This is a genomic window from Shimia gijangensis, from assembly GCF_900142085.1.
Lineage (GTDB): Bacteria > Pseudomonadota > Alphaproteobacteria > Rhodobacterales > Rhodobacteraceae > Shimia > Shimia gijangensis.
The window spans coordinates 72,420-84,857 of the sequence record NZ_FQZQ01000009.1 but is presented as its reverse complement, the minus strand read 5'-3'; the positions used below and the strand labels follow the sequence as shown (position 1 = coordinate 84,857).

The 12,438-nt window shown below is 56.7% G+C and carries 14 protein-coding genes and 1 tRNA gene; 7 read left to right on the top strand and 8 right to left on the bottom strand.

Going from position 1 to position 12,438, the window contains the following annotated elements; translation table 11 throughout:
* Window position 1 precedes the first annotated feature (1 nt).
* The 5 genes from BUC32_RS09640 to BUC32_RS09620 are packed head-to-tail and all read left to right on the top strand — an operon-like array spanning window position 2 to window position 4,026.
* Window positions 2-1,078: a glycosyltransferase family 4 protein gene (locus BUC32_RS09640; RefSeq protein WP_073252012.1), complete on the top strand. Its 1,077-nt coding sequence runs from the start codon at window positions 2-4 to the stop codon at window positions 1,076-1,078.
* Window positions 1,075-1,659: a histidine phosphatase family protein gene (locus BUC32_RS09635; protein WP_073252010.1), complete on the top strand. Its 585-nt coding sequence runs from the start codon at window positions 1,075-1,077 to the stop codon at window positions 1,657-1,659. Before BUC32_RS09640 ends, BUC32_RS09635 begins: the two co-directional genes overlap by 4 nt.
* A complete protein-coding gene (locus tag BUC32_RS09630) occupies window positions 1,656-2,795 on the top strand; it encodes a glycosyltransferase family protein (protein ID WP_073252008.1) in 1,140 nt (379 codons plus the stop codon). Before BUC32_RS09635 ends, BUC32_RS09630 begins: the two co-directional genes overlap by 4 nt.
* On the top strand, window positions 2,792-3,553 hold the full coding sequence (locus tag BUC32_RS09625; protein ID WP_073252006.1) for a polysaccharide deacetylase family protein: 762 nt from the start codon (window positions 2,792-2,794) through the stop codon (window positions 3,551-3,553). The genes BUC32_RS09630 and BUC32_RS09625 overlap by 4 nt, the downstream gene beginning before the upstream one ends.
* Window positions 3,550-4,026: a class I SAM-dependent methyltransferase gene (locus BUC32_RS09620; RefSeq protein WP_073252004.1), complete on the top strand. Its 477-nt coding sequence runs from the start codon at window positions 3,550-3,552 to the stop codon at window positions 4,024-4,026. Before BUC32_RS09625 ends, BUC32_RS09620 begins: the two co-directional genes overlap by 4 nt.
* On the opposite strand, the gene BUC32_RS09615 is transcribed toward BUC32_RS09620, so the two are convergent.
* From BUC32_RS09615 to BUC32_RS09600, 4 genes are all read right to left on the bottom strand, one after another.
* The gene (locus BUC32_RS09615; protein ID WP_073252002.1) at window positions 4,027-5,682 is read right to left on the bottom strand and encodes a U32 family peptidase; all 1,656 of its coding nucleotides are present in this window, start codon (window positions 5,680-5,682) and stop codon (window positions 4,027-4,029) included. It abuts the gene before it with no gap.
* A gap of 80 nt (window positions 5,683-5,762) precedes the next feature.
* Window positions 5,763-6,494, bottom strand: coding sequence for a lipid-binding SYLF domain-containing protein (locus BUC32_RS09610; RefSeq protein WP_073252000.1), 732 nt, complete (start codon window positions 6,492-6,494; stop codon window positions 5,763-5,765).
* 237 nt (window positions 6,495-6,731) lie between these two features.
* A tRNA-Ala gene (locus BUC32_RS09605) sits at window positions 6,732-6,807 on the bottom strand.
* 85 nt (window positions 6,808-6,892) lie between these two features.
* On the bottom strand, window positions 6,893-7,216 hold the full coding sequence (locus BUC32_RS09600) for a TIGR02300 family protein (protein WP_073251998.1): 324 nt from the start codon (window positions 7,214-7,216) through the stop codon (window positions 6,893-6,895).
* 110 nt (window positions 7,217-7,326) lie between these two features.
* Here BUC32_RS09600 and BUC32_RS09595 point away from each other — a divergent pair, with 110 nt between their 5' ends.
* Entirely contained in the window at window positions 7,327-8,019 is a 693-nt protein-coding gene (locus BUC32_RS09595; protein WP_073251996.1) for a M48 family metallopeptidase, read from the top strand.
* 31 nt (window positions 8,020-8,050) lie between these two features.
* Window positions 8,051-8,701: a GntR family transcriptional regulator gene (locus tag BUC32_RS09590; RefSeq protein WP_073251995.1), complete on the top strand. Its 651-nt coding sequence runs from the start codon at window positions 8,051-8,053 to the stop codon at window positions 8,699-8,701.
* Window positions 8,702-8,713: 12 nt separating this feature from the next.
* On the opposite strand, the gene BUC32_RS09585 is transcribed toward BUC32_RS09590, so the two are convergent.
* From BUC32_RS09585 to BUC32_RS09570, 4 genes are all read right to left on the bottom strand, one after another.
* Window positions 8,714-10,045, bottom strand: coding sequence for an MFS transporter (locus BUC32_RS09585; RefSeq protein ID WP_073251994.1), 1,332 nt, complete (start codon window positions 10,043-10,045; stop codon window positions 8,714-8,716).
* A 37-nt stretch (window positions 10,046-10,082) separates the two neighbouring features.
* Window positions 10,083-11,045 (bottom strand): acetyl-CoA carboxylase carboxyltransferase subunit alpha, encoded by a 963-nt coding sequence (locus tag BUC32_RS09580; RefSeq protein ID WP_073251993.1) that lies wholly within the window; start codon window positions 11,043-11,045, stop codon window positions 10,083-10,085.
* 120 nt (window positions 11,046-11,165) lie between these two features.
* On the bottom strand, window positions 11,166-11,762 hold the full coding sequence (locus tag BUC32_RS09575) for a LysE family translocator (protein WP_073251992.1): 597 nt from the start codon (window positions 11,760-11,762) through the stop codon (window positions 11,166-11,168).
* On the bottom strand, window positions 11,759-12,385 hold the full coding sequence (locus tag BUC32_RS09570) for a hypothetical protein (protein WP_073251991.1): 627 nt from the start codon (window positions 12,383-12,385) through the stop codon (window positions 11,759-11,761). The genes BUC32_RS09575 and BUC32_RS09570 overlap by 4 nt, the downstream gene beginning before the upstream one ends.
* Window positions 12,386-12,438 lie beyond the last annotated feature (53 nt).

The window sequence follows — 12,438 nt, the reverse complement described above, 5'->3', positions numbered from 1 at the left end:
GATGGCCCGCATCGCTTTTTTTGCTCCGATGAAATCCCCCAATCACCCGGTTCCGTCGGGTGACCGCGAAATGGCACGCAATGTGATGACGGCCTTGTCCGACGACACCCGTGGATATGACGTCACTTTGGTGTCCGAGTTCCGCTGCTACGATGGCAAAGGCGACGTTGCGGTTCAGGATGCGTTGTTTCAAGAGGCCAGTGCCGAAGCGTCCCGCCTGATTGCGCTTGGCGGCTGGTCGGCTTGGGTGACGTATCACAGTTATTACAAAGCGCCAGACCTGTTGGGCCCTGTGGTCAGTCAGGCAATGGGCATTCCCTATATTCAGATTGAAGCCACCCGCGCAGCCAAACGGTTGGGCGGCCCATGGGACCGATTTGCGCGTGCGGCGGACGCCTCGTGTGATGCGGCATCTGCGATCTTTTATTTGACCGAACAGGACGGTGAAGGGCTCGCTCCGTATCGACGCGATGACCAGCCTCAGGTCCGACTTCACCCTTTCCTTACGCAGGAAGATGTTTCCACCGGTCATCGCCCTGCTGCTCCGGCTTTTCTGAGTGTTGGCATGATGCGTCAGGGCGACAAACTGGCTTCCTATCAGATCATTGCCGAGATTCTGACTCATCTCACCGGTGACTGGACCTATGAAATTGCCGGTGATGGTCCGGCTCGTGCCGAGGTTGAAGCGTTGTTTGCGCCCTTTGGCAGCAAGGTTCGGTTTCTGGGGCAGTTGGATAAGCAGAACTTGCAAAAGGCCTATGGCCACGCACGCGCCTTTTTGTGGCCGGGGGTGAACGAAGCCTTTGGCATGGTGTACCTTGAGGCTCAGGCCGCCGGAGTTCCGGTTGTCGCCGAGAACCGCCCCGGTGTGCGTGATGTGTTGCCACCGCCAGCTTTGTCCTCGGTTGCAGATACAGCCCACCTTGCACAATCGCTGTCCCGGTTGTTGAATGACGCCGACTACAATGCGGAGCGATCTGCGCAAGCGCGCGATCTGGTGAAACAACGCCACCTTTTGGGGGCTGCCCGCGAAACCCTATGGTCGGTTCTCGATCCGCTTTTGAAAGGCGCCACATGATCCGCTTTGCCATGATCCGCCACGGCCACACAGACTGGAACCGGGCTGGCCGCATTCAGGGCCGCACCGATATTCCTTTGGACGACGAAGCCCGCGCAAGTCTTAAGGCCTATCGGCTACCCTCAGGTTGGCGGGATGCGGACCTCTATGCGAGCCCCCTGAAACGGGCCCGCGAAACGGCTGAAATTGTGTCGGGGCGCGACCCGCAAACCGTTGATCCCCTGATCGAAATGGACTGGGGCAAATGGGAAGGCCTGAAAGGCGCTGACCTTAAGGCCCAGCCAGACAGTGGCTTTCGCGACATTGAATATTGGGGCTGGGATTATCGGCCTCCCGAAGGCGAAAGCCCGGCGGATGTCTGGGCGAGATTGTCGCCCTGGTTGTTCAGTCTGACACAGGACAGTATCGCGGTCTGTCATATTGGCACGATGCGTATGGTTCTGGCCAAGGCGCATGGCTGGGATTTCCTTGGGCCCGCACCCTTTGCGATCAAGCGCAATCGCCTGTTTGTTGTTGAGTTAGAGGACGGCCACGTGCGTGTTGCTGATCCCGATATCGTGCGATTGGAGAGCACTACGTGAAGGTTCTGATCGCCGTCACGCATCTCTTGGGAGCAGGCCATCTGTCACGGGCTTTGACGCTGGGTCGGGCTTTTGCCTTTGAAGGGCATGAAGTGACCGTTCTGTCCGGCGGCCAGCCCGCACCGCATATGGACTACGATGGTGTGCATTTGACCCAGTTGCCAGCGATCGCCTCGGATGGCACCAATTTCACCCGCCTTTTGACAGCAGACGGCCAGGTTGTGGATGAAGCTTATATGCAGTCCCGCGTCGATATGGCGTTAGCCACGCTGCAAGACATGCAGCCGGATGTGGTGATTACCGAACTATTCCCATTTGGCCGCCGGTCTTTGTCGGAGGAATTTCTGGCCCTGCTGGAAGGGGCCAAAGCCCTGACGCCGCGCCCGCGTATTCTGTGTTCGATCCGGGACATTCTTGCACCGCCATCCAAGCCCTCAAAAGCGGAGAAGGCACAGACAATTTTGGAGTCATATTATGATGGCGTTCTGGTGCATTCCGACCCGCATATCACCACACTGTCAGACAGCTGGCCGGTCAGCCCTGCGCTGGAAAACTTGCTGCGCTACACGGGTTATGTCGCTCCACCATCGGCCACTCCGCATCCCGATGGCGTTGGGCAAGGGGACGTCCTGGTCAGTGCAGGCGGCGGCTCAGTCGGGCAGGCTCTGTTTGAATGCGCAATCGAAGCGGCGCGGCAAAGCGATCTGCACTGGCGTCTTTTGATCGGTGGCAAGGATCGTGATGCGCGCATTGCGGCACTCAAAGCGCGCGCTGACGATCTGGACATTACCATTGAATCCGTGCGCCCTGACTTTCGCCAAATGCTGCATGGGGCCGCGTGCTCGGTCAGCATGTGTGGCTACAACACGGCGTTGGATCTGCTGCAAACCGGCATCCCGGCTGTGTTGGTGCCTTTTGACGATGGTGGCGAGGTCGAACAGACCTTGCGCGCACGTTCCCTGGCGCAGCAACCTGCAATGGATGTGCTGATGGCCGCCGATATGACCCCAAGCCGAATGGCCGCGCTGGTGGATCAGGTGATGGCAGAAGGCCACCGTCAGGACGTTAACCTGCAAATGAACGGGGCGGTAAAGGCTGTTCACCTCACGCAACAATTAGGGGAGGGGAAGGCATGAACATCGACTGGTCCCCGTTGCGTTCCGAGTTCACAAAGTGGCGTGAGAACAATCTGGAGCTTTCATTCTGGTGGCGCGATGACGATGCGATTGAGCCCACTCCGGCGTTGGATCAATTGATTGCACTCGCCATTGAAACCGGCGTGCCCGTGCATCTTGCTGTGATCCCCCGCGATGCGATCAGTACTTTGGCCAGCGTGATTACCACTACCGATATGCTGATCCCTGTCGTGCATGGCTGGTCCCACCAGAACCATGCGCCTGCGGATGTTAAAAAGGCCGAGTTTGGGGCCTCTCGATCTGCATCTGAATGCGCTGATGACATGAGACATGCGCACGCTCGTTTGCAAGACATGTTTGGGGACGGATTGGCGGCAATGTTTGTGCCTCCGTGGAACCGGATTGATCCTGCTCTGATGGTGACACTGGTCGAGCAAGGCTATGATGCGGTTTCAACCTTTTTGCCCCGCCGCGAAGCGACACCGGTTCCAGGGCTGACGCAGATCAACACCCACATTGACCCGATCTTTTGGCGCGGCACGCGCGGATTGGTTGACCCCGAACTCCTTGTCGCAAAGGTCGTTGCTTTCCTCAAAGATCGCAGGCGCGGCATCACCGACAACACAGAACCCTTTGGATACCTCACGCACCACCTTGTGCATGATGCCGATATCTGGGAGTTCTCACGGCAATTCTTAAATGAGATGTGCGACGGGCCAACGCGCCTCTATCGCCATGACAGAAAGGACACGGCATGAGCCGACTGAACAGCATTATGCGCCGCCTTGCGGCCCAACGGGATGGGTTGGAGTGGGGTCATGCACTGGTTGCCGATGTGGCTGGTGACTATGTTGATATGGGGCTTGGCAATGGTCGCACCTATGATCACTTGCGCGAAATTGCCCCGGATCGCCGTATCTGGGTGATTGACCGCATTCTTCAGTGCCACCCGTCCTGCGTGCCGCCTGAACAGGATTTCCTACAGGGTGAAGCCGAGGAAATGTTGAAAAAGTTGGCCGCTTCCGGTGCTAAAATCGTGCTTGCACATTATGATTTTGGATTTGGTGAGAAAGAAAAAGACGTGGCTGAAGCTGCGCGTCTTTCTCCGATGATCGCCGACTGTATGGCACCCGGTGGTGTTCTGATCTCGGGTCAGCCACTGGCGGGCTTTGAACAGGTGCGCGGCCCGGAAACCGTCGCCCCGGATCGCTATTGTTTTTACCGGTCGTGATTACTCGGCGGCGGGCAGTTTGAACTCAAGGGCTTCGGCCCGGGTCAACATCGCGCCTTGTTTGCGCTCGAGCAGAATTTCGCGCGCTTTGGCATAGATGTCGTCCTGCCAGAAGATCAGACAGCCGTTACAGCCTTTGCCACAACACCCTTCGGTGCCCACACGATTGGTTTTGAATCGTTTGGTGTTGGTGTCGGCATCAATCGCCTCAACCAATGCATCGCGACGGCGGATATAGGCCGTCTCATTGGTGGTGTCTTTGACTTCCATCGCCAGCGCAGTCTTGTCCAGCTGAAGGCGCTTCCATTGCTCTTCTGACAGCGCGCGTTCTTTGCGCAGCACAGTGAAAGGCGGGAAGTTGGTGCGCAGATCGTTGATGTCTTCGTGTTCAAACAATGCAAACGGCAAGCGAATGACCGACTTGGTCGACCCGTGGATCACATCCCGACGTTCACCTGTTGCGGCGATCTCATAGTCATAACCGCGCAACAGAATTGTGTTGCGCGCCACGGGCGAGACGATCTCGATCACATCGCCGGGCTCAAGTTTGTTTTTCACCTCAACCAAGAATGCATCGTCTTTCAACTCGGTCACGAACCCTGCGTACTCCCAATGGGCAATCGCTTGGGTCTGTTCGTATCCATGTGCCAGATTGGTTAGCCGTCCCTTGTGGAAGGCCAGCGTGTAACCCCGGTTGCCCACGGTTTCCAATTCTTCCATGTAGTCCGCGGCGTTCCAGCTTTCTGGATCGGCGTAATAGTCGTCAATCGCCATGCGATAAGCCCGCGCCACCACGGCGGCGTAGTATTCGGATTTGCCACGGCCTTCGACCTTGAGGCTATCGACTCCAATGCGCAAATAATCATCCAGCTTCGGCATCAGGCAAAGGTCTTTGGAATTCAATATATAGCTGCCACGCTCATCTTCCTGAATGGGCAGGAATTCACCGGGGCGCACACCTTCTTCCAGCAGGAATTCGAACATGTTGGCGTTGTCTTCATCAACAATCAGCTCCTGAACCGTGCCATCCTTGAGCCGCATGTGGAACTTGTAATTCCACCGGCAGGAATTGGCGCAGTTGCCCTGATTGGCACCGCGTTCCGCCATGAAGTTGGACAGCAAACAGCGGCCTGAATAGGTCATGCACATCGCACCATGCACAAAGGCCTCGAGCTTAATATCCGGACATTCGGCGCGAATCTCTTCCAGTTCAGGAAAGGAGACTTCGCGCGCCAAAACCACCAGATCAGCACCTTGGCCTTCCCAGAATTTCACCGTCAGCCACGAGGCGATATTGGCTTGTGTCGACACGTGCAAAGGGATCTCGGACGCACGTTCGCGCACGAACTGAAACACACCGGGATCTGAGATAATAAGCCCGTCTGGTTTCACCTTGCGAACGGTCTCAAGGTATTCATAAAGCTTGGGAATATCCTTGTTATGCGAAAACAGGTTCAGTGTCAGATAAGCGCGTTTACCGTGGGCATGACAGAACTCGACGCCCTCAATGACCTCTTCCAGCGAAAATTCGGACTTGGTGCGCAGTGACAGGTCCGGCGTGCCCAGATAGACGGCATCCGCCCCGTACAAAACGGCCATTTTCAGTTTGCGCAGATTGCCCGCAGGCATCAGCAATTCGGATCTGTGTTCAGTCATTTTTCGCGCTTCCAGACTAAGAAGGCCCCTCCTTACAGCACTTCACCGTGACGGGCAAAGGGGTGTTTGTTGCGCTCTATCTAGTTCAGATCGGCGTCTTTCCAATACTTGGTGCCAGCAGCCGAGGCCGATACTTTCCAGCCCTTCTTTGTCAGCACAAAAATCGACCTCCCATTCACGAACCGAACAGCCTGGCTTTCTTTGTCGTCCCCAAACATCGCACCGGTTTCGGCCGTGGCGTCGTACCCATTGTCAACAAATTGCCTGAATAGGTCTTCATGTTCAAAAAGCACCACGATCTTTCGATCGAATCCACCGATACCAAGGGACAAGCCAACACCGCCGGTTCCCATGCTCATATAGGTTCTGGCGTCGGTCTCTTTGACCACAGCAACACCCCGCCCATATCCAGCTGTGGCGCCGATCAAAGTCACTTGGCGTGCATCAAACACCGCATAGCCAAAGCTGACTTCATAGAGCGCCCTGGCCTCGGGGTTTGATGTAAACAGCAACTCAAGAGACTCGGTCGCCACACCATCAATTCTCTGACGAGTCATTTCCGGGGTTTCTTCATCTGTGACCATTTCGGCAGTCGAACTGACCGCATCGTCAACGGCTTTGGCCGCTCCGCTGATTGCATCCCCTGTCTTGCTGGCCGCGTCACCAACGGCGTCTCCCACATCCCCGGCGGTGTTGCCAATTGCCTGACCGGTGTCTGACGCACCTTTCTTGACCTTACTCCACAGGCCTTCTGCAACAGCTGCGCAAGGCAAGGCGGCACATAGAACTAAGGTGAGGGTCAAGCGCTTCATAACGGGTATCCTTTTCAGTTTGGAACAGGATACCAGTAAAGCTATGGGCAGCTAGCGAAATCTCCATGGCTGCGTTGGTGGCAATGCGCTGTCCAAAACAATTCGCAAAATGACAGACGGCCAGCGCGTTTGGCGACACCGGCTCCGTCAAAAAGGTGGCCTTCGCAAACGCAGAAAATCGCAGAGCAACCCCGTGCGTCGAATTCGCACTATTTTTATATCAAGGTTGAAAGGATTTGGTGGAGCCTAGGAGGATCGAACTCCTGACCTCTTCGCTGCCAGCGAAGCGCTCTCCCAGCTGAGCTAAGGCCCCAAACCAACAAGCATCTCTGCTTGTGCGCGCTTACTTAGGCGCTTGCCGGGGCGGGATCAAGTGAAAAAATCCAGCCCCGGAAAGATTAATTGTCGTCGTCTTCCGACGCGACGTCTGCGATTTCGTCCAACGAGACATTTCCATCATCGTCGTCATCCAGAACGTCGTCTTCCAGCTCGATATCAACCGAGTCATCGTCCAGCAGATCATCGCCATCAGTTGCTTCAGCAGCCTTGGCTTTCAGCGTTGCCGCATCCTCTGCGTCAGCTGCGATCATACGGCTTTTGCCGTTTTCGATTTCAACCGCTTCGCCGGTGTACGGGCTGACGATTGGATTCTTGTTCAGGTCGTAGAAACGCTTGCCGGTGGTCGGGCACATGCGTTTGACGCCCCATTCTTCCTTGGGCATTAGAAATCCCCTTCAAATTCTTTTCAAGTCTTGTCGACGGTTCGGGCCAACTGCCATAAGAGTTGCGGCGTGTCAAAGGGTATAACGCCTATTCACAGTCTGGAGCGTGCATGACGCAACATTTCCTACCCGGTAATCCGCCGATTTCGATCACATTGCGCCGATCGGCGCGTGCGCGTCGGATCAGCTTGCGGGTGTCGCGGCTTGACGGGCGGGTGTCTCTGACGCTTCCCAAAGGCGTGCCCGAGCGGGAAGGGCTCGCATTTGTGCGCGAAAAAGAAGCCTGGGTACGTGGCCAGCTGGACCAGCGGCCTGACCGGGTACGCGTTGCTCTTGGCATTGATCTGCCGGTTGAAGGTCGCCTGTTGCGCCTGCGTGACGGCACCGGACGTTCGATTCGTGTTCAGGACGGGGAAATGCTTGTGCCGGGTGCTGCGGATCGCACGGCGGCAAGGGTTCAGGGATTTTTGAAACAGATCGCTCGCGAAAGACTGGCGGCAGCTTCGGATCGATACGCAGAAAGGCTCGGTCGGAAGTACACTCGAATCACGTTGCGCGATACGCGGTCTCGGTGGGGATCGTGCTCTTCGGCCGGGGCGTTGATGTACAGTTGGCGGTTGGTGATGGCACCGGCCGGTGTGCTGGAGTATGTCGCCGCCCACGAGGTCGCTCATTTAGCAGAAATGAACCATTCACCCGCCTTTTGGGCGCGGGTTGAAGACATACATGGCCCTTACCTCGAACAACGTCGCTGGCTTCGGAAAAGCGGCGAGGAATTACATCGTTACCGATTTGAAGATTGACGGGAACATCATTTGTGATCACAAATGATGCATGCTGTCACAAAACCGCCCTCATGACCTGTCCAGTTCCGCCCATGACCGGGTTTACCGACGCTTGCGGACCCGCATTATGCACGGTGAGATTGCGCCGGGGCAGGCCTTGACCCTGCGCGGCATTGGCAAGGAATTTGAAGTGTCCATGACGCCCGCGCGCGAAGCCGTGCGGCGGTTGGTGGCAGAGGGGGCACTGTTCCTGTCCAACTCGGGCCGGGTATCGACACCAGAGCTGACCAGCGAGCGCATGGAAGAACTGGCAGCCTTGCGGGCTTTGCTTGAGGTTGAACTGTCCAGTCGGGCCTTGCCTCGGGCCCATATGGCGCTGATTGATCGGTTGCAGACGATCAATGGCAATGTCACCCAAGCCGTCGAGAACCGCGATGCCGTGGCCTATATCCGAACCAATCTCGAATTTCATCGCACCCTTTATTTGCGGGCTCAGGCCCCGGCGATGCTGGCTATGGCAGAAACTGTCTGGCTTCAGTTGGGCCCGACCATGCGCGCACTGTATGGACGTTTGCGCAAAAGCGACCCACCGCACTTCCACCGCCTGATCATCGCAGCTCTTAAAGCTGGGGATGAGCCGGGACTGCGGCTTGCCGTACGTTCTGATGTGACCCAGGGTCTTCGGATGTTGGCGCGCTAAAGCCGTTTGAAATTAACCCTGTGTGGGCCAAACCCGATGCGCATCGTCAATCACGAACTCATGTAGGTGGTGCCGCGCTCCGTTGTGGGCTTTTAGATGCGGATGGTCTTCTGGCAGGTCTGGGTGTGAATGGGCGACATTCTTTTCCCCGGACTGAGGCCACAGCCGTAACCCCGTCACAGTGGCGATCAGGGCCATTATGCCAAGAACGCCCATGGCCACTGGCAAAGAGGCCAGTTTTGCGACCCAGCCAGCCATCGGATAGGTCACCAGCCAACAGGCATGGCTTAGGGCAAATTGCGCAGTGAACACTGCGGGGCGGTCTTCGGAATGTGCAGATCGCCGTAACAGCCGCCCTGACGGCGTCAGGATCGCCGAATAGAAAACGCCAACTGCCAACCATGCCAGCAGAAACAAGTGCCACGGCAAGGCACCGTTAACCAGGAACCACATGGCGTGTGACAATGTCAGAACCGACAGCGCAAAAGCCGACAGGCTCATGACTTTGCGGTCGGAAACGTAGTCCAGAAGGCGCGGAATGCTCAAAGCGGCCAGCATTGAACCCGCCCCAAAAGCGGCCATCGCATAGGCCAGATGGCTTTCTCCCAGATCATAGATCACACGCACCATAACAACTGTATTGACCAACACAAACGCGCCTGCCGAAGCCGCCGCAAAGTTGAACGCCAGAAGTCCGCGCAATCGTGGCGTCGCGAGGTAAATCCAGCTGCCACGTGTCACCCGTTCAAAGAACGGTCTTTGAATGTCTGTTTTTAACGGGGGTACGTCGGCGATCTGGATCAACAAAGTGGACCACAAGAAGCCGACGACTGTGCCTGCAAACAGCCAATGAAAATCCATCACCAACAACAACAGCCCCGCAAGCGCCGGGGACACAAGATTTTCCAGATCATAAGCCAGTCGCGACAGCGAAAGGGCCCGCGTATAGTCAGCCTCGTGCGGCAAAACATCGGGAATCACCGCCTGAAAGGCAGGCGTGAAAGTTGCCGAAGCGGATTGCAGCAGGAAGATCAGGACATAGACCTGCCAGACCGCATCCACAAACGGCAAACACAAGGCCACACCCGCCCGCACAAGGTCCATGACGATCAGCAATTGCTTGCGCGGCAGCCGGGCCGCGATGGCCCCGGCCACTGGCGACAGGCCGACATAGGCAATCATCTTGATCGTATAGGCCGTGCCCAGAACCGCGCCCGCCGATTGACCCGCGAGATCATAGGCAAGCAGGCCCAACGCCACCGTCAGCAGGCCCGTGCCCGTCAGGGCCACGACCTGTGCCGCAAACAGACGGCGAAAAGTGGTGTTGCTCAGAATACCCGACATGGCCGCAGACTAATGCGATCCGTCGGGCAGGGAAAGATCAGGCAGCCAAGCCTTTGGAGCCTAGCCCCAGAAACTTATCACGGCGTGCTTTGACCAATTGTTGAGGCCCCTGATTGTCCATTTCCTTCAGCATGCTGCTGATGGCTTTGCCAACCGACTCGATCGCTGCCTTGGCATTGCGGTGCGCACCACCTTTGGGTTCGTCGATGATCTGGTCGGCCACGCCGAGCTTGGTCAAATCCTGTGCAGTCAGACGCAGCGCTTCGGCTGCCTCGCGCATTTTTTCGGCGTCTTTCCAAAGGATCGACGCACAGCCTTCGGGGGAAATCACCGAATAAACCGAGTGTTCGAGCATCGCGACACGGTTGGCCGTGGCAAAGGCCACCGCCCCGCCGGATCCACCTTCGCCAATCACCACTGAAATCAGCGGAACGCCGATCTGCAGGCATTTTTCGGTTGCCCGTGCAATCGCTTCGGACTGGCCGCGCTCTTCGGCGCCTTTACCGGGATAGGCGCCGGGGGTGTCGACCAGCGTGATGACCGGCAAGCCAAACTTGTCAGCCATTTCCATCAGGCGGATCGCTTTGCGATAGCCTTCCGGGCGTGCCATGCCAAAGTTGCGTTCGATCCGGGATTTGGTGTCGTTGCCTTTCTCATGGCCAATCACCATCACAGGCGTGTCGTTGAACCGTGCCAACCCGCCCATGACGGCATGGTCATCGGCAAAGTTCCGGTCCCCTGCTAGGGGCGTATATTCAGTGAACAAGGCGTCGATGTAGTCTTTGCAGTGTGGTCGTTCGGGATGCCGCGCGACCTGACATTTCCGCCAGGGAGTCAAATCTTTGTAAAGATCTTCCAGCATCTCAGCGGCCTTGCGATCCAGCGCCGCGGCTTCGTCAGAGATATCCATTTCCTCATTCTGTCGCGCCAATGCGCGCAACTCTTCGGCTTTGCCTTCAATTTCCGCCAAGGGTTTTTCAAAATCGAGGTAGTTGGTCATGTCTCTCTCCGGAGCAGGTCTGCGTTTTGCTATATGACGGTGACGTTCGGTAATTGCAATAATGCGTGCAGCAGGGAGTTTTGCCAAGAGGCTGGCATGTTCAACAGACCCCCCGGTTAATCAGCCAGTGAAAAGCACAGGATAGAGCGAGGCAACCAGCAAAGTCGCCATGGTCCAGTTAAAGGCAATCAACAGCCGGGGACGTTTGAGCAAACGCCGCATTTGCTGCCCCAGCAGTGTCCAAACGCTGACGCTTGGCAGGTTGATTGCACCAAAAATACCCGCCACCAACAGAACCGCCGTCAAGGAACGATCTGGCGCATACAGCGTGATCGCAGTCAGCGCCATGGTCCAGGCCTTGGGATTGACCCATTGAAACAGAGCGGCCTGAACAAAGGTCATCGGAGTTCCAACCTGACCCGCCCGATCCGGCGCACCCGCGTTGCCAATCTTCCAGGCGAGCCACAAAAGATAGGTTACACTAAACACTTTGAGGATCAGATAGGTGGCAGGCAGTTGATCAAACACCTGCATCAGACCGATGCCCACCAGAACCACCATAATCGTGAACCCAATACCAATGCCCAACATATGCGGGATGGTGCGGCGAAAGCCGAAATTCGCGCCGGACGCCATCAGCATCAGGTTGTTCGGCCCCGGCGTAATCGAGGACACAAAGGAGAAAGCCGCCAGCGCGGACAACACATCGAACGTCATATTGTTTTTCGCTCCAGCGCAAACAACATCGCGCTTTCCGGTGAGGCAAAAACGGGCACATTCAGATGAGATAGCAAAGGCGCCGCGTCGGCCATACTGGCTTGGGCCAGAACCACGCAGTCCACATCGTTTTCTAATATTGCCCGTTCCACAGCTTTCGCAATGCCATTAACAAAGGCCGCGAATTCACCAGCCGTAAACAGCGGCCAAAGTGTTCCACAAAACAGATGTCGGATGTCCTGATCCTGCCCCTGAGCCGCCAGAGCGCTCTTCAACAGCTCTGTGGACGTGTCCTTGGTACTTTCCAAGGCATAGGCCAGCAACACGGTTCCACCTGTTATTGCGGCCCTTTCCATCATCGGGGCGTCTACGCGAATGGCGCCTGCGTCAACGGCAGCAGGCCCGATAGTTGTACAAGTGCAGATCACTGTGCCGCGTGCTTCTTTGACGATGTCTGCAATTTCCTGTCGTAAGGGATCGCTGAGCCCGTGATGTTGGGCCTGAGCCAACCAGTCACTACGCACGATCTGTACCAATGTGCAGTCCGGCGCCAACCGTGTTTGTAGTGCTTGGAACGTTGGTACATGTGCGTCCGAGGTGTGAAGCAGAGTGATCGTTGTCATGCCAGCGTTATGACAAAGGAAAAGGGCAGAGCCAATGGCTCCGCCCCTTCGAA